The sequence below is a fragment of the Enterovirga rhinocerotis genome (assembly GCF_004363955.1).
Lineage (GTDB): Bacteria > Pseudomonadota > Alphaproteobacteria > Rhizobiales > Beijerinckiaceae > Enterovirga > Enterovirga rhinocerotis.
In genome coordinates this window covers 30537-52671 of record NZ_SNZR01000018.1, presented here as the reverse complement: position 1 = coordinate 52671, position 22135 = coordinate 30537, and the positions used below count along the sequence as shown (strand labels likewise).

General features: G+C 68.3%; 21 protein-coding genes and 2 riboswitches. Of the genes, 12 read left to right on the top strand and 9 right to left on the bottom strand.

The genetic code is table 11. The features are described from left to right. Nucleotide 1 precedes the first annotated feature (1 nt). The 4 genes from EV668_RS23300 to EV668_RS23285 all read right to left on the bottom strand — a co-directional run bounded on the left by EV668_RS23300 (nt 2) and on the right by EV668_RS23285 (nt 3948). Nucleotides 2-757, bottom strand: coding sequence for an ABC transporter ATP-binding protein (locus EV668_RS23300; protein WP_133774753.1), 756 nt, complete (start codon nt 755-757; stop codon nt 2-4). Beyond that, nucleotides 754-1764, bottom strand: a complete 1011-nt coding sequence (locus EV668_RS23295) for a branched-chain amino acid ABC transporter permease (RefSeq protein ID WP_133774751.1) — start codon at nt 1762-1764, stop codon at nt 754-756. Before EV668_RS23295 ends, EV668_RS23300 begins: the two co-directional genes overlap by 4 nt. Continuing rightward, complete coding sequence (locus EV668_RS23290) at nt 1761-2621, bottom strand: branched-chain amino acid ABC transporter permease (RefSeq protein ID WP_133774749.1); 861 nt, start codon at nt 2619-2621, stop codon at nt 1761-1763. Before EV668_RS23290 ends, EV668_RS23295 begins: the two co-directional genes overlap by 4 nt. 154 nt (nt 2622-2775) lie before the next feature. Then, nucleotides 2776-3948: an ABC transporter substrate-binding protein gene (locus EV668_RS23285; RefSeq protein WP_208111617.1), complete on the bottom strand. Its 1173-nt coding sequence runs from the start codon at nt 3946-3948 to the stop codon at nt 2776-2778. 184 nt (nt 3949-4132) lie between these two features. Here EV668_RS23285 and EV668_RS23280 point away from each other — a divergent pair, with 184 nt between their 5' ends. The 7 genes from EV668_RS23280 (at nt 4133) to EV668_RS23250 (ending at nt 10058) form a co-directional block, all read left to right on the top strand. Beyond that, on the top strand, nt 4133-5110 hold the full coding sequence (locus EV668_RS23280) for a Bug family tripartite tricarboxylate transporter substrate binding protein (RefSeq protein WP_133774747.1): 978 nt from the start codon (nt 4133-4135) through the stop codon (nt 5108-5110). 91 nt (nt 5111-5201) lie between these two features. Next, nucleotides 5202-6554, top strand: coding sequence for an acyclic terpene utilization AtuA family protein (locus EV668_RS23275; RefSeq protein WP_133774745.1), 1353 nt, complete (start codon nt 5202-5204; stop codon nt 6552-6554). A 5-nt stretch (nt 6555-6559) separates the two neighbouring features. Further along, entirely contained in the window at nt 6560-6919 is a 360-nt protein-coding gene (locus tag EV668_RS23270) for an AtuA-related protein (protein ID WP_133774743.1), read from the top strand. 73 nt (nt 6920-6992) lie between these two features. Then, nucleotides 6993-7925 carry an SMP-30/gluconolactonase/LRE family protein gene (locus EV668_RS23265; protein ID WP_133774741.1) on the top strand — a complete coding sequence of 311 codons (933 nt, stop codon included), beginning with the start codon at nt 6993-6995 and terminating at the stop codon, nt 7923-7925. A gap of 6 nt (nt 7926-7931) precedes the next feature. Further along, nucleotides 7932-8978, top strand: coding sequence for an SDR family oxidoreductase (locus EV668_RS23260; protein WP_133774739.1), 1047 nt, complete (start codon nt 7932-7934; stop codon nt 8976-8978). A gap of 547 nt (nt 8979-9525) precedes the next feature. Continuing rightward, nucleotides 9526-9732, top strand: a complete 207-nt coding sequence (locus tag EV668_RS23255) for a cold-shock protein (protein WP_133774737.1) — start codon at nt 9526-9528, stop codon at nt 9730-9732. Nucleotides 9733-9830: 98 nt separating this feature from the next. After that, complete coding sequence (locus EV668_RS23250; protein WP_133774735.1) at nt 9831-10058, top strand: transcriptional regulator; 228 nt, start codon at nt 9831-9833, stop codon at nt 10056-10058. A gap of 75 nt (nt 10059-10133) precedes the next feature. On the opposite strand, the gene EV668_RS23245 is transcribed toward EV668_RS23250, so the two are convergent. Beyond that, nucleotides 10134-11012, bottom strand: a complete 879-nt coding sequence (locus EV668_RS23245) for an HpcH/HpaI aldolase/citrate lyase family protein (RefSeq protein ID WP_133774733.1) — start codon at nt 11010-11012, stop codon at nt 10134-10136. 246 nt (nt 11013-11258) lie between these two features. After that, nucleotides 11259-12158, bottom strand: coding sequence for an HpcH/HpaI aldolase/citrate lyase family protein (locus EV668_RS23240; protein WP_133774731.1), 900 nt, complete (start codon nt 12156-12158; stop codon nt 11259-11261). A 354-nt stretch (nt 12159-12512) separates the two neighbouring features. Here EV668_RS23240 and EV668_RS23235 point away from each other — a divergent pair, with 354 nt between their 5' ends. The 3 genes from EV668_RS23235 (at nt 12513) to EV668_RS23225 (ending at nt 16648) form a co-directional block, all read left to right on the top strand. Next, entirely contained in the window at nt 12513-13232 is a 720-nt protein-coding gene (locus EV668_RS23235; protein WP_133774729.1) for a nitroreductase, read from the top strand. Nucleotides 13233-13343: 111 nt separating this feature from the next. After that, the gene (locus tag EV668_RS23230) at nt 13344-14966 is read left to right on the top strand and encodes a GMC family oxidoreductase (RefSeq protein WP_133774727.1); all 1623 of its coding nucleotides are present in this window, start codon (nt 13344-13346) and stop codon (nt 14964-14966) included. An 88-nt stretch (nt 14967-15054) separates the two neighbouring features. After that, a riboswitch (glycine riboswitch) is annotated at nt 15055-15152 on the top strand. A 3-nt stretch (nt 15153-15155) separates the two neighbouring features. Further along, nucleotides 15156-15253, top strand: a riboswitch (glycine riboswitch). 102 nt (nt 15254-15355) lie between these two features. Continuing rightward, the gene (locus EV668_RS23225; protein WP_133775046.1) at nt 15356-16648 is read left to right on the top strand and encodes a D-amino acid dehydrogenase; all 1293 of its coding nucleotides are present in this window, start codon (nt 15356-15358) and stop codon (nt 16646-16648) included. A gap of 62 nt (nt 16649-16710) precedes the next feature. On the opposite strand, the gene EV668_RS23220 is transcribed toward EV668_RS23225, so the two are convergent. Further along, a complete protein-coding gene (locus EV668_RS23220; RefSeq protein ID WP_133774725.1) occupies nt 16711-17739 on the bottom strand; it encodes a hypothetical protein in 1029 nt (342 codons plus the stop codon). A 127-nt stretch (nt 17740-17866) separates the two neighbouring features. Beyond that, the gene (locus EV668_RS23215) at nt 17867-18790 is read right to left on the bottom strand and encodes a ketopantoate reductase family protein (RefSeq protein WP_133774723.1); all 924 of its coding nucleotides are present in this window, start codon (nt 18788-18790) and stop codon (nt 17867-17869) included. 272 nt (nt 18791-19062) lie between these two features. Between EV668_RS23215 and EV668_RS23210 the strand changes: the two genes are divergently transcribed. Then, entirely contained in the window at nt 19063-20145 is a 1083-nt protein-coding gene (locus EV668_RS23210) for a toll/interleukin-1 receptor domain-containing protein (protein WP_133774721.1), read from the top strand. A gap of 24 nt (nt 20146-20169) precedes the next feature. Here the strand turns inward: EV668_RS23210 and EV668_RS23205 are convergent, their stop codons facing one another. Beyond that, nucleotides 20170-20637 carry a CVNH domain-containing protein gene (locus tag EV668_RS23205; protein ID WP_166652608.1) on the bottom strand — a complete coding sequence of 156 codons (468 nt, stop codon included), beginning with the start codon at nt 20635-20637 and terminating at the stop codon, nt 20170-20172. Between the two features lie 143 nt (nt 20638-20780). On the opposite strand from EV668_RS23205, the gene EV668_RS23200 reads away from it, so the two are divergent. Continuing rightward, the gene (locus EV668_RS23200) at nt 20781-22127 is read left to right on the top strand and encodes a GGDEF domain-containing protein (protein ID WP_133774717.1); all 1347 of its coding nucleotides are present in this window, start codon (nt 20781-20783) and stop codon (nt 22125-22127) included. Nucleotides 22128-22135 lie beyond the last annotated feature (8 nt).

Here is a 22135-nt window from a genome sequence, read left to right as displayed (position 1 = left end):
GTCAGGCTCCGAGATAGACGCGCACGACCTCGGGGTCGCGTCGGACCTCGTCGGGCGTGCCGTGCTTGATGAGACGTCCGCGGTCGAGGGTCGTGACCCGGCCGCAGATGCGGAAGACGAAGTCGGTATGGTGCTCGACGAGCAGGACGCCGATGCCGCTCTCGCGGACCGTCCCGACGATGCGGCCGAGATGCTCGATCTCGGCGCCCGTCAGGCCCCCGGCCGGCTCGTCGAGGAGCAGGAACCGAGGCCGGGCGGCGAGCGCGCGGGCGATCTCGAGAAAGCGCTGCTCGGCATGTTCCAGGAGGCCGGCGGAGCGCGTGAGCGCATGGCCGAGCCCGACGCCGTGCACGAGCTCGATCGCACGGTCGCGGAACGCCTTCTCCTCGCGGCGGGCGCGCGGCAGCGCAAAGGCGGTCTCGACGAAGCCCGCCCGCGTGTCGCGCCAGCAGCCGAGCATGGCGTTGTCGAGCACCGACAGCGCCGGCAGGAGCCGCGGCTTCTGGAAGGTGCGGGCGATGCCGAGACGGGCGCGCCGCTGCACGCTGAGGGCATCGAGTTCCTCGCCGTCGAGCGAGGTGCGGCCGCCATCGGGCCTGTAATAGCCCGACAGCATGTTCAGCAGCGTGGTCTTGCCGCTGCCGTTCGGGCCGATCAGGCCGTGGACCTCGCCCGGTCGCAGGTCCAGCGACACGTCGCTGAGCGCGACGAGCCCGCCGAAGCGCTTCGTGACGGAGACGGCTTCCAACGCGCTCACGCCGCGTCCTCCTTGCGCGCGAGAACGGAGGCGAGACGCGGCAGGTCCGGCTTCACCTCGTGGCTGCGGTGGGGCTCTCCCCGGAAGCGCCGGATCAGCACCTCGACGAGCCGGCCGACGCCCTCGGGGATGAGGAGCACCACGATCAGCAGCATCAGGCCGTAGAAGAAGGCGCCGAGCTTCGCGAGCGGGGCGACGATCTCCGGCAATGCCGTCAGGATCACGGTTCCGATGAAGGGGCCGAGAATGGTGCCGCGCCCGCCGATGATGATGCAGACGAAGAAGAACAGCCCGATCTCGAAGACGAAGGTGTCCGGCGTGATGTAGCTCTGCAGCGAGGCGAACAATCCGCCGCCGATGCCGGCCGTGATGCCCGAGAACACGAACACGGTGAGCTTCAGCCGGAACAGCCCGATCCCGGCCGAGGCCGCCGCGACCTCGCTGTCGCGGATGGCGATGAGCGCACGGCCCCACATGAAGCGCGCGACGTTCCAGGTCAGCCAGGTGACGCCGGCCGCGACGGCGAGGACGAGCCAGTAATAGCCCCAGGGGCTGTTCATCGGGCTCGGGAAGCCCGGCACGCTGAGCCCGGTGCCGCCGCCCGTCAGCCCTCCGAGCGCGAGGGAGAGTTCGGTCACGATGAGCGCGAAGGCCATCGTCGCCATCGCGAAGTAGAAGCCGGGGAGGCGCAGCGAGGGCAGGCCGAGAAGCAGGCCCGCGATGCCGCCGAGAGCGCCGCAGAGGAGCAGCGACAGGAACGGGTCGAGCCCATGCGTGCCGGCGAGGATCGCGAAGCCGTAGGCTCCGACGGCGAGAAGGCCGACATGGCCGATCGAGAGCTGCCCGGCATAGCCGGTGACGAGGTTCAGCCCGGCGATCAGGATCCAGTACGCGCCGATGAGCGTCGCCAGATGCAGCCAGTAGAGGTCCTTCGCCCAATAGGGCAGCGTCAGGAGCGCGAGCGCGCCGGCCGCCGCGAGGGCGAGGTTGCGGGCGTTCGTGCTCATACCGGGCGCACCCGCTTGGCGCCGAAGAGACCTTCCGGCTTGACGAGAAGGACGACCATCAGCAGCCCGACCGCGATCGTGTGCTGGAACTCGCCGCCGAAGAAGTAGCTGGCCACCGAGGACAGGAGCCCGAGCGCCGTGCCGCCCACGAGCGCGCCGAGATTGCTGCCGAGCCCGCCGACGGCGAGTGCGATGAAGCCGAACAGCGTCAGCTGCAGCCCGAGCGCGAAGAAGGCGAAGGTGAGCTGGCCGGCCGCGAACCCTGCAAGCCCGCCGAGCGCGCCGGCGAGAAGGTAGGAGAAGGAGCGCACCCGGTCGGTCGCGATGCCCCGGGCGCGGGCGGCGAAGGCGTCCTCCGAGGTCGCCTGGAACAGCTTGCCCCAGAGGGTGCCGCGGTAGAACAGCTCGAGCCCGAGCGCCAGGACGAGCACGAGGCCGATCGGCAGCCAGTATTTCTGGTCGGCGAGGCCGGAGGCGAAATCCTGTTCGATCAGGCGCGGGAAGGGGCGCGGCTCGGTCCCCCACCAGAGGCCCACGGCCTGCTGGCCCATCGTCGCGAGCGCCAGCGTCGAGAGAAGCCAGAGATGCTCGTCGGACCGCGCGAGGACGCGGCGGACGGCGACGATCTCCGTCAGCCAGCCGAACGCCGCGCCGACGGCGATGGCGCCGAGAAGGCCGAGGGGGATCGGCCAGCCCAAGGTGCCGATGAACCAGGCACCGAACACGCTGCCGAGCATGAACAGATGCCCGGTCGTGACGCTCAGGACCTTCGAGGTCGAGAACATCACATTGTAGGCCAGCGCGGCCGCGGCATAGACGGCCCCGATTGCGAGGCCTGAGACGATGACGGCTAACATCGGGAGACGCTCCGACCGATCCCTTCCCCGCTTGCGGGAGAAGGCCGGATGAGGGGTATGGGTGACGGATCGCGGCGGCGAACCGCCCATCCGTCACCGCGTCGCGCTGCCCTTCTCCCCAGACGGGAGGAGGACGTGGCGTCGGCTCGTGCCGTTAGTGAGGAGCCTTGTCGTAGCTGCCGTCCTTGAAGCTGTTGGCGCTGTTGACGACGATGTTCCTGTCCGGGAAGCCGTTATGATCCTGGGGTGTCCAGGTGTAGCTGGCATAGATTCCGGGGAAGTCCTTGGTCGCTTCGAGTGTCGCCTTGAACTTCGCGGGTTCGAGGCCGCCGGTCGTCTTGACGACATGCTCGATGATCTTCACGCAATCGTAGCCGAGCGCGACCCACCAGAAGGTGAAGTCGATCTTGCCGCCGAGCGCGGGCTTCAGCGCGTCGACCAGCTTCTGCGTCCGCTCGGGCAGCTTGCCGTCGACATAGGTCGTGGACTGGTAGCCCGCGGCGAAGGTGTTCTCCCAGTATTCCGGCTTGTTCAGCAGCGCCTTGATCGGCAGCGCCATCACGGCCGGGTGGCCGACGACGGGCACGTCCCAGCCCATGTTGCCGCGGGTGTTGAGGATGCGCGCCATGAGACCGGTCGCGGCGGTCCAGGGCATGACGACGTCGGCGCCGGCGGTCTTGGCCTTGTTCATCTCGTCGGAGACGTCGGTCTTGTTGGGATCGATCAGCACCGAATAGACGGGCTTGATGCCGGCCTTCTCCAGGAGTTCGGTGGCCGTCTTGGCGCTGGCGGTGCCGTAGCCGGACGTGTCGCCGATGACCGCGACCTTCTTCTTCTTGAGGACGTCGAGCGCATAGTTGTTGGCGCCCGCGATCCATTGCGTGTTCGTGTTGATGGCACGGAAGGCGTAGGGGAATTTCTTCTCGTCGATCAGCCCTTCGAGCGCGCCGATCACGATGTTCGGGATCCCGGCCTTGGCCAGGATCGGCACGGTCGCGAGCGACTCGCCCGAATTCACCGGGCCGATCACGACATGCACCTTGTCCGAGAAGACGAGCTGCTGCGCGAGGTTCACCGCCTTGGTCGGCTCGCCGGCGGTGTCGCGCGTCAGGAGCTCGATCTTGCGGCCGTTGATGCCGCCCGCCTTGTTGATCTCGTCGACGGCAAACTGGACGCCCTGGTTCTCGGCGATGGCGGCCGAGGACAGCGGCCCGGTCAGGGAGGACAGCCACCCGATCTTGATCGGCTCCTGAGCAAAACTCGTTCCGCCAAGCAGAACTGAGAACAGCGCAGCGGATACCGCGCGCGGCAAAGACAGTGACGTCACGATGCGTCTCCTCCGGACCGGACCTTCTAGGGTCTCTCGTCGGCGCAAATGGTTGCGTTCTCCCTGGAACCTTGTCAAGAATGTTTCGGGTGCAGAAACGCCGGCAGAGCCTCTGCACGAGGAAACGCGGGATCTAGCGCAATTCGTTCCGCTAAACGGAATTGGATTGGGGGAGGGCAGCGCGATGAAACGATGGAGAGTCCTCTCGGCTGCGACGGCCGCCTTCGCGGCCCTGTGGCTCGGGACGGGCGCGGCGCGAGCCGATTATCCGGAGCGGACCGTCAAGATCGTCGTGCCGTTTCCCGCCGGAGGCACCACCGACATCCTGGCCCGGATCGTCGCGGAGGGGCTGGACCGGAAGCTGGGACGGCGCTTCATCGTCGAGAATCGGCCGGGAGCGAGCGGAAATCTCGGGTCCCAGGGTGTCGCCCAGTCGGATGCGGACGGGTACACGCTTCTCATGGGCACCGTGAACACGCACGGCATCAACAGCAGCATGTTCAAGTCCATGCCCTACGACGCGGTCAAGGATTTCGCGCCGATCACCATGGTCGGCGCGACGCCGAACGTGATGATGGCGCATCCCTCGCTCGGGGTCTCCGATGTCGCCGGACTGATCAAGGCCGCCCGGGAGACGCCCGGCGCCATCGATTTCGGATCGACCTCGACCGGCGGCTCGCCGCACATGTCGGGCGAGCTTCTGAAGATGCTGGCCGAGATCAAGCTGAACCATGTGCCGTATCGCGGCGGCGCCCCGATGCTGAACGACCTGATCGGCGGCCATATCAAGCTGGGCTTCGACAACCTGCCCTCCGCCATCGCGCATGTGAAGGCGGGCAGCGTGAAGGCGCTCGCGGTCACGACCAAGCAGCGCTATCCGAGCCTGCCGGACGTCCCCACGATGGAGGAGGCCGGCATTCCCGGCTACGAGGTCAATGCGTGGTTCGGTCTCTTCGCGCCCGCCGGGACGCCGAGACCGGTCGTCGACAAGCTGCAGCGGACCATCGCGGAGATCCTCGCCGAGCCCGCCGTCAGGGCGCGGCTTCTCGAGATCGGCGCGATCCCCGGGGGGATGAGCCCGGACGAGTTCGGCGCGGTGGTTCGGCGCGAGGTCGAGCGCTGGCCCGAGGTCGTCGCGAGGATGGGCCTGAAGATCGATTGATGAAGCGCTGCCGTTCTCGGGGCCGTTCGGTGCCCGGGAGGACGGCCGCGCAGGGAGTGCGTTGCATGACGTCGGTGAGGAGCGAGGCAAGATGAGTTTGCGGATCGGATCGGGTTCCGCCTGGTGGGGGGATCGTCTGGAGCCTGCGCGGCTGAACGCGGAGGAAGGCGATCTCGACTATCTCTGTTTCGAGACGATGGCCGAGGCGACGATCTCGGCGGCGCAGGTGAGAAAGCGGCGCGACCCCTCCTTCCCCGGCTACGACACCTATCTCGACGACCGGATGCAGCGGGTGCTGCCGGGCTGCCTGCGGCGCGGCACCAAGATCATCTCGAACCAGGGCTGGATCAATCCCGAGGGCGCGGCCCAGCGGATCGTGCATTGGCTGCGCGAGTTCGGGGCGCCGAAGGGCATGAAGGTCGCGGCCGTGTCGGGCTCGCTCATCACCGACCGGGTCCTCGACATCACCGACACGCTCATGGAGGACGGGCGGCCGAGTTCCGCGCTGGCCGGCAGCATCGTCTCGGCCGAGGCCTATATGGGCGCCGAGCCCATCGTGCAGGCGCTCAACGAGGGGGCCGATATCGTCGTCACCGGACGCGTCGCCGATCCGTCGATCTTCATGGCGCCGATGATGAAGGAGTTCGGCTGGGACGCGCTGGACCATGCGCGCGTCGGGCACGGCAGCGGCATCGGCCATGTGCTCGAATGCGGGGCGCAGGTCACGGGCGGCTATTTCTGCGATCCCGGCTTCAAGGACGTGCCCGATCCCTGGGATCTCGCCTTCCCCATTGCGGAAGTCGAGAGCGACGGCTCGGCCGTCATCACCAAGGTGCGCGGCACGGGCGGCGCGATCAACCTGCGCACGGTCAAGGAACAGCTCTTCTACGAGGTGCACGACCCGGCGAACTACATCACCCCGGATGTCGTGGTGGACTTCACCACCACCGATATCGAGGAGATCGGGCATGACCGGGTGCGCATCTCGAACATCTCCGGCAAGCCGCGCACGCCGACGCTGAAGGTCTCCATCGCCTGCCAGGAGGGCTTCATCGGGGAGGACATGTTCTTCTATGCCGGACCCGGCGCGCTGCGGCGGGCCCAACTCGCGAAGACGATCCTCGAGGAGCGCTTCCGGATCGTCGGGCTGAAGGCCGAGGACATGCGCGTCGACTTCGTCGGCCTCAATGCCATCCATGGCGGCGTCTCGCCGGCGCAGCAGCCCGAGCCCTACGAGATCGCCGTGCGGGTCGCGGCCCGCTGCAAGACGCGCGAGGAGGCGAACAAGGTCGGCCGCGAGATCGACGGGATGGCGGTCTCCGGCGTTGGCATGACCGGCAAGCGCGTGCCGCACCAGGACCGGGCGCGCGAGGTGATCGGCGTCTGGTCGTCGCTCGTGCCGCGCGAAGCGGTCAAGCCGACCATCACCTTCTACGAGAGCTGAGCCCGATGCGCATCCCACTGCAGCACCTGGCCCATGTCCGTTCCGGCGACAAGGGCAACACGTCGAACATCACCGTCATCGCCTACGAGCCGGACCTCTATCCGATCCTCAAGGAGCAACTGACGGCGGACGCCTTCAAGGCCTTCTACGCCGGCATGGTGACGGGGACGGTCACGCGCTACGAGGTCGACAAGCTCGGCGTCCTGAACTTCGTCGCCGAGGGAGCGCTCGGCGGCGGCGTCTCGCGCTCCCTCAGCCTCGACAATTACGGCAAGGCCCTGTCGGCGGCGGTGCTCGCCTTCGAACTCGAGGTTCCCGACCGGCTCGCCAACCTCCTGCGCAACTGGCGGTCCGAGGCCGCGTGATCCCCCAACCTCCTCATGCCGAGGCCGCGCCGTGCGCGGCGCCTCGGCATGAGGACCGAAGAAGGACCTTCCCATGGCCCCAGCCCTGACCGAAATTGCCTCCGGCCTGATGTTTCCGGAAGGGCCGGTCGCCATGCCCGACGGCTCGGTCCTCCTCGTCGAGATCGGACGGGGGACCCTGACGCGGATCGGTCCGGACGGGGCGGTCTCCTACGTCGCCGAACTCGGGGGAGGGCCGAACGGAGCCCAGATCGGTCCCGACGGGCGCGCCTATATCTGCAACAACGGCGGCTTCAGGTGGACGCAGCCGGGTGATGCCTCCGGCTATCGTCCGATCGGGCAGGCCGAGGATTACTCGGGCGGCCGGATCGAGGCGGTCGATCTCGCGACGGGCAAGGTCGAGACGCTGTATCGCGACTGCGACGGGCGTCGGCTCAATGGCCCGAACGATCTCGTCTTCGACGGGCTCGGCGGCTTCTATTTCACCGATCTCGGCAAGGTCCGCGAGCGCGATCAGGATCGGGGTGCGGTCTACTATGCCAAAGCCGATGGCAGCCTGATCCGCGAGGTCGTCTTCCCGATCTTCACCCCGAACGGCTGCTCGCTCTCGCCGGATGGCGGCACGCTCTACGTGGCCGAAACCGAGACCGCGCGTCTCTGGGCCTTCGACCTGACCGGTCCGGGCGAGATCAGGAAGCAGCCCTTCCCCTCGCCGCATGGCGGGCGGCTCGTCCTCGGCCTCGGCGGCTATAACCGCTTCGATTCCATCGCGACGGATGCGGAGGGCAACGTCTGCGTCGCGACGCTCGTCAACGGCGGCGTCACGATCGTGAACCCGGCGGACGGCTCATACCGGCAGGTGCCGATGCCCGAGCGCTGGGTGACGAATATCTGCTTCGGCGGGCCGGACCTCAGGACGGCCTATATCACGCTCTCCTCGACCGGCCGGCTCGTCTCGATGCCATGGGATACGCCGGGCCTCGGCCTCCACCATCTGAACCGGTAGGGCGCGATGAAACACGCTCTTGTCGTCGGCGGCCTCGGCGTCGCGGGCTACGGCATCGTCCGCCACCTCGCGACGCAGCCGGACTGGACGGTCCATGCGGTCTCGCGCCGCAAGCCGGACGATGCGGCGGGGGCGACCTGGCATTCCTGCGATCTCCTCGACCGCGACGCGGTCGAGCGCGTGCTCGGCGAGCTGCGGGATATTACCCACATCTTCTACGTCGCCTATCTCGCGAAACCGACCTTCGCCGAGGAGGTGGCTCCGAACCTCGCCATGTTGGTCAATGCCGTCGAGGTGGTGGAACGCGCCTCGCCCGGCCTGCAGCATGTGAGCCTCATGCAGGGCACCAAGGCCTACGGCACCCATCTCGGCCCCTACAAGACCCCTGCGCGCGAGACCGATCCGCGCCACATGCCGCCGAATTTCTACTACGATCAGGAGGATTACCTCCGCTCGCGCGCGCCGACGGCCCGCTGGACCTGGTCGGCGCTGCGCCCGCGCACGATCTACGGCTACGCCTCGAACTCCCCGATGAACATGACCTCGGTCCTCGCGGTCTATGCGGCGATCTCGAAGGAACTCGGCCTTCCGTTGCGCTTTCCCGGCACGCCGGGTGGCTATCGGGCGCTCCAGCAGACGGTCGATACGGATCTCCTGGCGCGGGCAGCCGTCTGGGCCGCGACGGAGCCGCGTTGCGCCGGCGAGATCTTCAACGTCACCAATGGCGGTCTTTTCCGCTGGGAGCAGATGTGGCCGAAGATCGCCGAGGCCTTCGAGATGGAATGCGGGCCGGTCCAGACCATCCGGCTTGCCGTCCAGATGGCGGACAAGGCCGCCCTGTGGGACGGCATGGTCGAGCGATACGGCCTGAGGCGCCGCAGCTTTGCCGAGACCGTCTCCTGGGCCTTCGGCGATTTTCAGTGGCATGCCGATTACGATTCGATCTCCGAGACCACCAAGATCCGCCGCTTCGGCTTTCACGAGGTCGTGGACGACGAAGAGATGCTGATCCGGCAGATGCGCGAACTGCGCGCCCTCAGGGTCATTCCCTGACGTCGCTCAGCCCCTGTCCGGGCCGTCCATCGACCGCGCGTTCTCGACCCGTGCCGGGAGCTTCACCGCGTGCCGGTGGCGAGCGAGGGCCGTTCGCTCGAGGAGAGGCCGGCCGAGTTCACCCGGTCTAACCGCTGTCATTCAGGTTGTGGAATTCGAACAGGACGGCGGGCGCAAAGCTTTCACTACCAGATTACTGGCATCCGGCCTCCCTCGATCGACATCCTACAGAGTATCGAGGCTGGAGCGTGCTGTCGCTGCCGTGAAATAAGGTTCGTCTCTGTCGCGTATGGCTGTGCCGACCGCGCCTGACGGGCCGTCCGGGGCACCGAGAATTTCCGTCGGACAGCCTCTGGTTTCAGGGCACCTTGCCTTTGCCTCCCAGCTGCTCTACGTAACGCCATCGACTTTGGCCGGACAATCGGGCCGTTGTCCTGGTTGATCCGGGCGAACGTTCAGAATTCTCTCCCAAATTATCGAACGCATGGTCAGGGCGCGCAGCCTGTGCGCCAATGATGACGTGTGCTTAACTTGAAAGATGATGACCATGACGACAGGAACAGTGAAATTCTACAACGACACCAAGGGCTTTGGCTTCATTGCCCCGGACGACGGCGGCAAGGACGTGTTCGTCCATGCGACCGCTCTGGAGCGCGCCGGAATGCACGGCCTCGTGGAGGGCCAGAAGGTCTCGTTCGACACGCAGCCTGACGGTCGTGGGAAGATCGCGGTCGGCAACATCCAGTCCGCGTAATCACCGGGCGGCCGATCGCCATGCGATGGCCGCCCCTTCCCCACGGGCAGGGGCGGTCCTCATGAGAAGTTCGAATGCGCTGGCTGAGGGACGCGGCAATGACCGGAGACAAGGACGCTAAGATCGCTCGGGCCGAGGCTCGTTTTCAGAAGGTGGAGGCGCAGGCCACCAGAGCCGCCGAAGCCAAAGCCGCGCACGATGCGGAGATCCTGGCGCGCGATGCGAATACGGAACGGTTGAAGCGCCTCCGGCTGGCCCGCGACGAGGCCGCTCGCCTGGCATCGGAATCCGAGAAGCCGAAGCCGAAGGTGCGCAAGTCCAGGTGACATCTGGACGTCGCAGCGCACGGACCGCCCGACGGCACCGGGTGAGGGCCGCTGCCGTCATGGCGATGGCCGCACCTAGCCCGAGCGCGCCGCGATCAGTGCGGCCCTGCGCAGCGTCCGCTCGGCCGTGACGAGGGTGTCGACGGCGACGAGGCTGCCATCGATCGAGACCGCCGCGAGGCCTCTGCTCTCCGCGTCCCTGTGCGCCTCGGCGATCCGCCGCGCCCAGGCGATCTGATCGGGATCGGGCGCGAAGATCTCGTTCGCGGACGAGATGTCGTTCGTCCGCGCGACCACCCGGCCGACGAAGCCGAGATCGCGCATGAGGGCCGCATCCCGCCGCGAGGCTTCCGCATCGTCCCCCGCACCGGCATCGGCATCGATCGGCTGGAGCCCGGCCGCGCTGGCTGCGGCGACCGTGACGGAGCGCGGCCATACAAGCGCCGCGGCCGTCGTCGCGCTGCCGGTCGCCTGGGCATAGGCACCCGAGCCGAAGACGAGGGCGGACACCCGCCGCCCCGCCTCTGCGATCGCGAGAGCGCCCAGGATCCCCCGCGGCGTCTCGAGGCCGACGACGAGGTCGATCGGCGTCGTGCGGCCCGCAGCCAGTTCGAGTTCGTCGAGGCGACGTTCGAAGGCGACGAGGTCCGAGGCGCGTTCGACCTTCGGCAGCATCAGCGAATCGACGCGGCCGAGCGGGAGCGCGTTGAGGTCGTGCTCGATATCCGGCGTGCCGATCGGGTTGAGCCGCACGCAGAACTCGCGGCCACCCGGGCTCGCGGACCGGAGCGCCTCCGCGATCGTATCGCGGGCCTGCGCCTTCTCCACCAGCGGTACCGAGCCTTCGAGATCGAAGATGAAGGAATCGGCGGGCAGCGTCATGGCCACCAGGACGCGGCCGGGCCGGTTCCCCGGCACGATCAGCAGCGAGCGCCTCAGTCTCGGGTCAGTCATCCGTCTTAACCGCCATCAGTTCCGCCTCTACGGGCCCCGTGGGCAGGGTGCCCCGGGTCTTTCGCCGACGAGCAGCACCGTCCCGTCCGGAGCCGATGTCCTGAACGGGGGAGGGGGGCGCTTCATCGTCGCGATGCGGAAGAGCTAGCGGCTAAAGTCTTTCGGCTTGTCGAAGACGATCGCGAGAAATTTCGGTGAATTTGCCGAAGACGGAGCCGTGGGCTCCGTCCCTGGACGAGGCGGACCTCAGCTGGCCGCCTTCTGCCGCAGGCCGAAGCTGTCGGCCGAGGCGAGCACGCGCTCGGCCTGGTACACGATCGGGTAGTCGAGAAACTGTCCGTCCAGCTGGATCGCGGCGGAGCCCGAGGCCTCGGCGGCCTCGAAGGCCGCCACCACGCGCTCGGCCCAGGCGATCTGCTCCGGGCTCGGGCTGAAGGCCGCGTTCGCGACCGGGATCTGATCCGGATAGATGCACATCTTGCCCTGGAAGCCGAGGGCCCGCACGTGCCTGGCCGAGGCCTCGAACCCCTCCTTGTCCTGGACGCGCACCCAGACCGTGTCGATCGGGGCCTCGAGCCCGGCCGCGCGGGAGGCGACCGTGAAGGCGCTCCGGAAGGGCAGGAGCTCGGCCTCGTCGCGGGTCCAGGTGAGGTTCATGTCGAGCGTGAAGTCGCCCGCACCGAAGGCGAGCCGGCGCACGCGGGTCGCGGCCTGGGCGATGGAATCGAGGTTGCGCAGGCCCTTGCCTGTCTCGACGATGGGCATGAGGTCGATCGAGCCTTCGGCGAGGCCGTTCTCGCGTTCGAGCTGGGTGAGAAGCCATTCGCCGGTGCGCAGCTCGTCCGCCGTCTCGACCTTCGGCAGGACGATGCCGTCGACGCCCTTGCGCACCACCGCGACGAGGTCGCCGTAGCCGAAGGTGGTCGAAAGGGGGTTCACCCGCACGAAGCCGCGGCAGCGGCGCGGGCCCTGCAGCGCCTCGACGACGACGGGACGCGTCGCGATCTTCTCGGCGACCGGGCACGCGTCCTCGAGGTCGAGGATGACGGCATCCGCTCCGAGCGTCAGGGCCTTTTCGACCCGGCGGGCATGGTTGCCGGGCGCGAAGAGGAAGGTGCGGATTGCGGTCTTGCCGTGCAGGGTCATCGTTTCACTCCGCCGCCTGGCGCCGAGGCCGGGGTCGTTTCTGTGTCGGCCTGTCGCTTGCCGGGCCGTTCGATCATGACGTCGCGCCCGCCGAGCTCGGCCTGGCGGGGCTCTCCGCCGCGGCGGAGAGCCCGAGGGACGGTTGCGATCGCGTCTCGCCGTCCGTAGGACAATCAGACAATCGGGCGCAAGCGCCGACGGTGCCCCCTGCAGCGCGGCCATCGTGACCTCCGCGGATCGCGGGCCGGTTTTCGCACGCTGCCGTTCTTCGGCGGATGCAGGGGCGCCCGGCGCGACACCGCTTCGATGATCGACATCCCGACGGTCGAGGGCCGCGGGGGCACGGGAGGTGACATGGCGGATCGTTGGAGAGCGGAGCGTCGCGACCGGAGCGCGGTCGGGGCCGAAGCGGTGGATGGCGCCATCACGACCCGGCGCAGCATCCGCGGCTTCCTGCCCGATCCCGTGCCCATGGAGACGGTCCGTCACCTCCTCGCCTTGGCGAGCCGCGCGCCGAGCGGAAGCAACGTTCAGCCCTGGAAGTCGCATGTCGTGACGGGCGCGGCCCTCCAGCGCCTGAAGGATGACCTGTTCGCCGTCTTCGACAGCGGCGCTCCAGAGCAGCGGGAATACGAATATTACCCGCGCAACTGGCGATCGCCCTATCTCGACCGGCGCCGCAAGGTCGGCTGGGAACTCTATCGCCTCGCCGGCGTCGCGCGGGGCGACAAGGAGGCCGGGCATCGGCAGCGGGCCAGGAACTACGTCTTCTTCGGCGCGCCCGTCGGCCTGATCTTCACGATCGACCGCGATCTCGAACAGGGGTCGTGGCTCGATTACGGGATGTTCCTGCAGAGCCTGATGATCGCCGCGCGCGGGCACGGGCTCGATACCTGCGCGCAGGCCGCGATCGCGAGCTATCCCGCGATCGTCACGCGCCACCTCGCCATCCCCGCCGAGGAAATGGTGATCTGCGGCATGGCGCTCGGCTGGGCCGATCTCGGGGAGCCGACGAATGCGCTCGAATCGGAGCGCGAGCCGGTGGACGGGTTCACGGCCTTTCACGATGCCTGAGCGCGCCCGTCCCGCGGGCCCGGCGCGGCCCCTGGACGCGCTGGAAAGCGATTGACGCTCCGACCGATCGTGTGACTTTGCCGGCAGGGCTGATCGAAGGCCCGCAGGAGGATGCGCGTGGAGTTCGACTTCGTTGTCGCCGGGGCCGGATCGGCCGGATGCGTCGTGGCGGCGCGGCTGGCGGCGGCCGGCCATACGGTCGCGCTGATCGAGGCGGGACCGAAGGATCACACCCCCTTCGTGCATATCCCGGCCGGCGTCGGGCACCTGCTCTATCATCCGCGCTACAACTGGCTCTACGCCTCCGAGCCCGAGGAGAGCTCCGGCAACCGCGCCATCCACTCGCCGCGCGGCAAGGTGCTCGGCGGGTCGAGCTCGATCAACGGCATGCTCTATGTCCGCGGCAACCCGGCCGATTACGACGGCTGGGCGCAGCTCGGCTGCCGCGGCTGGAGCTTCGAGGACGTGCTGCCTCTCTTCCGGCGCTCGGAACATTACGTCCAGGGCGGCGACCCGCAGGTTCGCGGGCAGGGCGGACCGCTGAAGGTCGAGGATTACCGCACCATCCTGCCGGTGACGCATCTCTTCGTGAAGGCGGCGCAGGAAGCCGGCTTCCCCTTCAACCCCGACTATAACGGCGCGGAGCAGGAGGGCGTCGGCTATTCGCAGATGACGCGGATCGGCCGCTTCCGGGGCTCCACCTACCGCACCTTCCTCGGCAGCGCAGCCTCCCGTCGGAACGTCGAGATCATGACGGAGGCGACCGTCGCCTCGCTGATCCTCGAAGAGGGCCGGTGCGCGGGCGTCCGCATCCTGCGGGGCGGGGCGGAGCGGGAGGTGCGGGCACGGCGCGAGGTGATCCTTTCGGCCGGCGCCTTCGGCTCGCCCCAGGTGCTGCAACTGTCGGGGATCGGCGATCCGGAGCACCTGTCCAACATCGGCATCGAGACGCGCGTCGCGCTGTCCGGCGTCGGGCGCAACCTGTCCGATCACTACGTGATGCGGCTCGTCGCGGAACTGCGCGACCTCAAGACCATCAACCAATATGTCCGCGGGCTGCCGCTGCTGCAGGAGATCGTGAAGTACGGCCTCTTCGGCAACGGCGCGCTGACCTTCGGCGTCACCGCGGCCATGATCTTCACCCGCAGCCGCGAGGGGCTCGCGAGCCCGGACCTCCAGCTCCTCTTCACCCCCGCGAGCTACGTGACCGGCAAGGCGCTGATCGTCGAGAAGGAGCCGGGCGTGACGATCGCCGTCTGCCCGACCCGTCCACGCAGTCGCGGGACCGTCCTGATCGACAGCGCCGATCCGCGGGCGAAGGCGAAGATCCGCTACGGCTATCTGACCGACCGCGACGACCTGCGGGTCATGCTGGCGGGGTTCGAGATGGCGCGCCGCATCTTCGCCCAGCCGAGCCTCGCGCCCTATCTCGTCCACGAGAAGTCGCCGGGGCGGGAGGTCACGGACGAGGCGGATCTCGAAGGCTTCGCCCGCCGGGACGGCACGACGCTCTACCACCCCGTTGGCACCTGCAAGATGGGGGTCGACGATCGCGCGGTGGTCGACCCGGAGCTTCGGGTGCGGGGCGTCGAAGGGTTGCGCGTCGTCGACGCCTCGGTGATGCCTTACCTCTCCACCGGCAACACCAACGCACCGACCATCATGATTGCGGAGAAGGCCTCCGACATGATCCTTGCGGCGGCGAAAGGGGGAGGGGCGGCGCGGGCGGCATGACGGCCGCACAGCCCCGAAAGTGCTGCCGATGCTGCGATGCAGCAATTGCCGTTGAGGCCCAACTCGGGTAAGGCTCGGTCCCGTCCGATACGATGATGCGGGAGAGATCGGGCGGGCTTCGGCCTGCCCGGCGCCGACGGAGCAACCGCCCCGGAAACTCTCAGGCACAGAAACCGCATCGTCAGGACGATCTGGAGAGAGGCGGCACCGACGCTTGGGGCCGCCCACCGAAGGGGATTTCGGCCGCCCTCGGGAGGCCGGAGAAGCTCTCAGGTACCGGGACAGATGGGGCGCTTGAACCGAGCTTTCGGTTCGTTGGCGCAACCTGTGCAGGAGCACCTCCGATGTCTTCAAACGCCACTTCCTCGAGCGCCATGTCCGTCTCCGGCATGTCCAAGGACGTTCCCCACATCGCCGTGATCGGGGCCGGTGTCACCGGCGTCACCACGGCCTACGCGCTCGCCGAGCGCGGCTATGCCGTCACCGTCTTCGATCGCAACCGCTATGCCGGGATGGAGACCTCCTTCGCCAATGGCGGGCAGCTCTCGGCCTCCAACGCCGAGGTCTGGAACAGCGTCGGCACGGTGCTGAAAGGCCTCAAATGGATGATGCGGCGCGATGCGCCGCTCCTCGTGAACCCGGCGCCGAGCTGGCACAAATATTCCTGGATGGCCGAGTTCGTCGCCAATATCGGCAAGTATCGCGAGAAGACGGTCGAGACGGTCCGCCTCGCCCTGGCGTCGCGGGAGCACATGGTGCGGATGGCCGAGGTCGAGGGGATCGACTTCGACCTCGAGCGCCGCGGCATCCTGCACTTCTATCGCGACAAGGCCTCCTTCGATCAGGCGACGAAGGTGAATGCCCTCTACAAGGAGGGTGGCCTCGAGCGGGAGACGCTGACGCCGGAGGATATCCGGCGCATCGAGCCGACGCTCAAGGGCGATTATTACGGCGGTTTCTTCACGGCCTCGGATTCCACCGGCGACATCCACAAATTCACCCGCGGCCTCGCGGAAGCCTGCGCCCGGCGCGGGGTCCGGTTCCGCTACGATTCGTCCATCGAGGCGATCGAGCCCGGCCGCACCGGCGGCTACGAGATCCGCTGGCTGCCCGTCGGCCACGACGACGGTGAGGCGGATCTCCACCATTGGGAGCCGGTGCATGTCGACGGCGTCGTCGTCTGCGCGGGCGGGGAGAGCCGCAGGATCGCGGCCTCCCTCGGCGACCGCGTCAACATCTATCCGGTGAAGGGCTATTCCATCACGGTCCAGCTCTACAGCGACCGCAGCCAGGAGGCGGCGCCCTACGTCTCGATCCTGGACGATGCGACGAAGATCGTCTCGAGCCGGCTCGGCCGGGACCGCTTCCGCGTCGCGGGGACGGCCGAGTTCAACGGCTACAACCGCGACATCCGGCACGACCGGATCGAGCCGCTGATCCGCTGGACGCGCGAGCAGTTCCCGGAGATCCAGACCGACCGCGTCATCGCCTGGAGCGGCCTGCGCCCGATGATGCCGGACATGCTACCCCGCGTCGGTCCCGGCAAGCGTCCCGGCATCTTCTACAATACCGGCCACGGCCATCTCGGCTGGACGCTCTGCGCCGCGACGGCGGAGATGGCGGCCGCCTCGGTCCAGGCGGCGATGCCGGTCGGGCAATCCGCGGCACGGCGCGCGGCCTGAGACAGGGGACCGCAGGGCGGGCGCGGCTCTCCTGAAGGAGGGCAGCGCCCGATCGGCGGCGTCTATCGTCCCTGGAGCGCCCGGAAGTCGCGCTGCATCAGGGCTTGGACGATGTAGCGGTAGACGGCGTTCCCCTGCTGCCCGGCCACGGGTTTGGCGAGGGTGATGACGGCCGCGCAGGCGCCGTTGCTCGGCACGACGCGGGTGGCCGCCTCGGCTCCGGTCCGCTCCGCGCCGGGCTTCCCGCTCCTGTCGGGTGCCGTGCTCCAGGCATCGGCGAAGGCCTTCGATGCCATCCGAGCGGCCTCGCAATCCGCATAACCGAGCGCGACGACCGCGCCCCGCCGTTCGGCCTCACGCTCCTCGATATCGGCGATGACGATCGCCCGGACCGGAGGGACGCCGCCCTCGGCCTGGCTCCCCTTCGGCGCCGCGACGAGGGCGGCCTCGCCGAGAAGGACAGCTTGGGGGATGCGGGCCGAACCGGCGGCAGCCTCCAATCCGGTCAGTGCGGCGGCAACCGGCGGCTCGTCGGCCAGCGACGCCCCCGGCTCGGGCTGCTGAAGATACGAGACGATCTTCGGGCTCGCGGATTGGACGACGCCGCCGCCGGCCGCGCCGAAGGTCGAGGCCCGGCCGAGCGGCCCGAGGAACGGGTCCGCCGGGTCTCGCCGGGCCGGGTCGATCTTGAAGGGCTCGCCGTTGCTCAGCGTGCCGTCGTCGTTGCGCGTGAAGCCCTTGCCCGCGAGGCTGCGGAGAAGCGCGGCGGCCTTGCCCGGCGCGGCGAAGCGCCAGAGCGTCACCGTGGAGGGCGCGTCGCCGAAGACGAGGAAGCCGGACAGGTCCGAGGCTGCGACGCCCGATTTCGAGCGCCAATCGGCGCCGTCCTTCCAGAAAAAGGCCTGCACCGTATCGGAGGTGACGATGGGGACGAGCCGCTCCCGCGCGCTCTCGCCCGTCGCGGAGAGGGCGCGCAGGTCGATGGAGCCGGCGATCAACCCGCTTCGGCTGGCCAGCATCGGGGCAGGCACGACGCTCAGGACGGAGCGCAGGTCCGATGCCAGCGCCGCCGGCGACGTGACCGATGCCAAGAGCCATGCGGCTCCCGCGAGGACCCAACCCATCGATGCCCGCAAATCCCGTCTCCTGTCATTCCGACGCGCCTTAAGCGCATCGGATGGGACGGTTTTAGGGCCGCGACGAGGCGCGACCCGGCGCTCATGCGCCCTTCGCGAGGCGATCCGAGTAGACGCGCAGGTTCGTATAGGCGGCCGAGACGAGCGGGCTGTCGATGCCGTGGCGCTTCGCGCGCGCCTCGAGATCGCCCAGGATCTGGTCGGCCTCGACCGGCAGGCCCGAGGTCAGGTCGCGATACATGGACGAGGCCATGGGCGAGCCCTTCTGCGTGAGCTGCTTCGTGATCGTGTCGAGATACGCGGCGCTCGGCGCGACGCCGTCGGTCTCGACGATCGTCACGACCTCGCCGAGGAAGCGCAGCACGAAGTCGCGCCCGCCCGAGGCCGCCTCGATGTCGCCGACCGTGCCGCGCATCAGGCAGCAGATGCCGCCGAGCGTCGCGAGGAGGGTCCATTTCTCCCACATCTCGCGGGCGATCGCCGGCGAGAGACGCGCGGAGAAGCCCGCGCCCTGCATCGTTTCGTCGAGCCTCTTCGTGCGGTCCGACGCCGAGCCGTCGAGTTCGCCATAGGCGAGTTCCTGGAAGGTCGCGAGCTGGACGATGCGTCCTTCGGGATCGAGCGTCGCGGCGACCTTGCAGACGCCGCCGATCAGCGCCCCGCCGTAGAGCGCCCCGATCGCATCGACATGGCGCATCCCGTTGAGGACCGGCATGATCATCGTGTCCGGCCCGATCGCAGGTGCGATGTCGCGCAGCGCTCCCTCGAGCCCGAAGGCCTTCACCGTCAGGAGGACGAGGTCGTAGGGCGCGTCGATCCCATCGGCCTCGACGAGCTTCGGCGCGAGGGTCGCGTCGCCATGCGGGCTGCGGATGACGAGCCCCGTCTTCGCGAGCTGGGCCGCGCGTCCCGGCCGCACGAGGAAGGTCACGTCACGGCCGGCTTCCGCGAGGCGGCCTCCGAAATACCCGCCGGTCGAACCGGCCCCCACCACCAGAATCCGCATGTGTTCCTCCCCGTGTGCGATGGTCGCAGGACCCGCGGCATGATCCGCGGATGGCGCCCGCAGAGCGCCGGATATCCCCGCCGGAGCCCGACGCAAAGGCCTCGCGAAACGATGGAGCCATCGCCCCGCAACATGGTTTGGGCAACAGGACGGTGGAGCCGGCCGCCCTTGTCGCGGCCGGTATGGATGCTACAGCAGGCCGCGCGGGACCGGATCCAAGACAACAGCATGCGATCACAACGGCTTAGGGCGAGCGAGCAGGCGGGGCGGCGATGACGGACGTCTTCATCTCCTACAAGAAGGAAGATGCCGGCCGCGTGATGCGCCTCGTCGAGGCCCTGCGGGCGGAAGGCTTCGTCGTCTGGTGGGACCACGGCATCGCCGCCGGCTCCGAATGGGATCGCTCGATCCATCAGGAGCTCTATGCCGCCAAGGTCGTCGTCGCCGTCTGGTCGAAGGCCTCGGTCGGCGCGCCTTGGGTCAAGGAGGAGGCGCTGGTCGGCAAGAACCGGGGCATCCTCGTGCCGGTCAAGATCGACGAGGTCGAGCCGCCGCTCGGCTTCATGATGATCCAGGCCGCCAATCTCGTCGATTGGCAGGGCGACCGCTCCGATCCGAGATGGCTGGGCTTCCTGAACGCCGTCGGCGCGGTCTCCCGGAACGAGCCCGTGCCGCGGATGGATGCGCCGCAGCGGCGGCCCGATCCGCCTGCCGCGCCGCCTGCGACCGGGCCGAAGCGTGGGCTCGCCATCGCCTCGACTCTGTTCGGAGCCCTCCTCATCGGCCTCGCGGCCATGTGGGGGCCCACCTTGATCGGGCAGCGCACGGCGACGAGCCAGCCCTCCTCGCCGGGTCCTGCCGCGCCGGCCCCGGCCCAGCCGGCACCGCCCGCGGCTCCGCCGCCGATCTCGCCCTCCGAACAGGCCCTGTGGGACAAGGCGATGGCCGAGAAGACGCGCTCGGCCTTCCAGTCCTACCTCCTCGCCTATCCCAACGGCGCCTATGTCCAGCGTGTCCGGGACATCCTGCTGACCTGCCGCACCGAGACGAGTGAGGTCTGGAAGGAAGGGCCGGCCGTCGCCAACCAGATGCTGCGCGGCGTCGGCGACACGTCCGGCGGCATGACGCCCATCCAGGCCTGCGACAAGGCGAAGAACGACGTTCGCGCCATGGCGAAGAACCTCTGCCACACGATCGTCCATAACGGCGGCTTCCGGAACCCGCGCTGGACCGTCCAGGACAAGGATTGCGACTGCGAGAGCCCCAATTCCCGGGTCACGATCTGCAAGGCCGACCTTCCCTATTCGTGCCTCTGGGACATGAAATACACGGAGCGCCTGGAGATCTGCGGCTGAGAGCGTCGGCGTCACACCGCGCGGTCAACGGCAGGTGAGGCGGCCGTCGATATTGGCGATGTCGCGCCCGGCCGTGCACCATGACGCCGCGACCGTCGCCTCGACCCAGCGTCCTTTCATGTCCCTGCAGGTCGCCTTCAGCCAGCCCGCGACCATGCGCACGTCCCGGCAACTCTGCATGTAGGAGCCGGAGGGCGGCCTTTCGCCGCCGGGAGCAGCCGGGCCGCCGAAGCCGGATGAACGCGTCTTGCAGACAAGTCGCCCGTCTTCGTTCGCGATGTCGTTGCCGGCTGCGCACCAGGAGGTCGCGATCGTCGCCTCGACCCAGCGTCCGGCGCGGTCCCGGCAGGATGCCCGCAGCCAGCCGGCGACATCGCGGGCCTCGCGGCAGGATGCGAGATAGCTGCCGGGGGGAACGCCCTGCGCGGAGGCGGAACCGGCGGCGAGGCAGGCCAGCCCCAAGGCGGCTGCGGCAAACGACAGACGAGGCATCATGACGGCTCCGTGCGATCCGCGATCGACCCGGACGAACCGTCGCGGCCGGTGCGCCGATCGTCTCCATCATATCGAATCGGCGTATCGCTCGCTGAGCCGATCCGACATATCGCTAACGGATCGAGGCGCCGGAGTTCTTGATGGGTGTCAATCGTTCATTTTCTCGGTTCGAACCGGTCGAGACAAGACATCATTGCCGAGACCTCATCGTCAAAATCGTCGACGACAATGTCGATCAGTTCGTCGGCTTGTTCTACAACACGTTTCTCAGTCATCAGGAGGCGTCAGGCTTCCTGACCCATTCGGCCGTCCAGAAGAGGCTGAGCCATTCCCTGCGCCGATGGCTGCTCGATCTTGTGAGGACCGACCCCTCGGGCGATCTCGACGCGTTCGACGCGCGCCAAGTGCAGATCGGGCAGATCCACGCGCGGATCAAGCTGCCGAGCCACCTCGTGCTGGAGGGTGCGACGCTCCTGAAATCGGCGATCGGGCGGAAGGTCGGCGAACTCGGGCTGAGCGGCGCGATTACGGCGGAGACGCTGATCCTCCTCGACGAACTCGTCGATTATGCGATGCGTCTCGTCACGGAGGCCTATGTCTCGGATACCAAGCGCGGGGCGGAGGCCGACGAGGCGCTGCGCCTGTTCTCGCTCGGGCAGGACATCAATCTCGAGCGCGAGACCCAGCGCGCCGCCCTCATGGAGTGGAGCCACGAGGTCCTGTTCGGCCTGCTCTCCAAGGCTCCGAGCGACAACCCGCCGAGCCTGTCGGGTTCGGCCTTCGGCCTGTGGGTCCGCCACCGGGCGCCGATCCTCTTTCAGAACGCCTCGTCGCTCTCGGACCTGGCGGAGGTGCTAAGGCAGGTCGACGAGGTGGTGCTGCCCGGTCTGCCGGGGCGGAGCAACCAGCTCGACGCCGTCGCCGAATTGCAGCGGCGCGTCGAGGAGATCAAATACCTGATCGGAACGCTCTTCCAGGACGCCGCGGCGGTGGAGGCGGCCCGCGATCCGCTCACGCGGGCGCTCAACCGCCGCTTCCTTCCCTCGGTCCTGAGCCGCGAGATGGCGATTGCCAAGGCGGAGGGGCTGCCGCTCAGCGTCGCGATGCTCGACGTGGACCATTTCAAGCGGATCAACGACGAATACGGGCACCAGATCGGGGATGTCGTGCTCGGCCACGTCGCCGATCTCGTGATGAACAACGTCCGCAGCAGCGACTTCGTCTTTCGCTATGGCGGGGAGGAGTTCCTGCTCGTTCTCGGCGAGCGGAGTGCGGCACAGGCCGCCGCGATCTGCGACCGCTTGCGCCGGCAGTTCCTGGATCACACGATCCCGCTGAATATCGGCCGCACCCTGTCGGTCACGGTCTCGATCGGGGTCGCGGCCTATGCCGGCCACCCGGATTTCGAATACCTGATCAAGGCTGCCGACGATGCCCTCTACCGGGCGAAGAAGGAGGGGCGCGACCGTGTCGTCCTGGCGGCCTGAGGCGCCCG

Excerpts from the sequence above, each read along its gene's own strand:
- EV668_RS23295 (WP_133774751.1), bottom strand. The coding sequence starts at position 1,764 with ATGAGCACGAACGCCCGCAACCTCGCCCTCGCGGCGGCCGGCGCGCTC.
- EV668_RS23290 (WP_133774749.1), bottom strand. The coding sequence starts at position 2,621 with ATGTTAGCCGTCATCGTCTCAGGCCTCGCAATCGGGGCCGTCTATGCC.
- EV668_RS23280 (WP_133774747.1), top strand. The coding sequence starts at position 4,133 with ATGAAACGATGGAGAGTCCTCTCGGCTGCGACGGCCGCCTTCGCGGCC.
- EV668_RS23275 (WP_133774745.1), top strand. The coding sequence starts at position 5,202 with ATGAGTTTGCGGATCGGATCGGGTTCCGCCTGGTGGGGGGATCGTCTG.
- EV668_RS23270 (WP_133774743.1), top strand. The coding sequence starts at position 6,560 with ATGCGCATCCCACTGCAGCACCTGGCCCATGTCCGTTCCGGCGACAAG.
- EV668_RS23265 (WP_133774741.1), top strand. The coding sequence starts at position 6,993 with ATGGCCCCAGCCCTGACCGAAATTGCCTCCGGCCTGATGTTTCCGGAA.
- EV668_RS23260 (WP_133774739.1), top strand. The coding sequence starts at position 7,932 with ATGAAACACGCTCTTGTCGTCGGCGGCCTCGGCGTCGCGGGCTACGGC.
- EV668_RS23255 (WP_133774737.1), top strand. The coding sequence starts at position 9,526 with ATGACGACAGGAACAGTGAAATTCTACAACGACACCAAGGGCTTTGGC.
- EV668_RS23250 (WP_133774735.1), top strand. The coding sequence starts at position 9,831 with ATGACCGGAGACAAGGACGCTAAGATCGCTCGGGCCGAGGCTCGTTTT.
- EV668_RS23245 (WP_133774733.1), bottom strand. The coding sequence starts at position 11,012 with ATGACTGACCCGAGACTGAGGCGCTCGCTGCTGATCGTGCCGGGGAAC.
- EV668_RS23240 (WP_133774731.1), bottom strand. The coding sequence starts at position 12,158 with ATGACCCTGCACGGCAAGACCGCAATCCGCACCTTCCTCTTCGCGCCC.
- EV668_RS23235 (WP_133774729.1), top strand. The coding sequence starts at position 12,513 with ATGGCGGATCGTTGGAGAGCGGAGCGTCGCGACCGGAGCGCGGTCGGG.
- EV668_RS23230 (WP_133774727.1), top strand. The coding sequence starts at position 13,344 with ATGCGCGTGGAGTTCGACTTCGTTGTCGCCGGGGCCGGATCGGCCGGA.
- EV668_RS23225 (WP_133775046.1), top strand. The coding sequence starts at position 15,356 with ATGTCCAAGGACGTTCCCCACATCGCCGTGATCGGGGCCGGTGTCACC.
- EV668_RS23215 (WP_133774723.1), bottom strand. The coding sequence starts at position 18,790 with ATGCGGATTCTGGTGGTGGGGGCCGGTTCGACCGGCGGGTATTTCGGA.
- EV668_RS23210 (WP_133774721.1), top strand. The coding sequence starts at position 19,063 with ATGACGGACGTCTTCATCTCCTACAAGAAGGAAGATGCCGGCCGCGTG.
- EV668_RS23205 (WP_166652608.1), bottom strand. The coding sequence starts at position 20,637 with ATGCCTCGTCTGTCGTTTGCCGCAGCCGCCTTGGGGCTGGCCTGCCTC.
- EV668_RS23200 (WP_133774717.1), top strand. The coding sequence starts at position 20,781 with ATGGGTGTCAATCGTTCATTTTCTCGGTTCGAACCGGTCGAGACAAGA.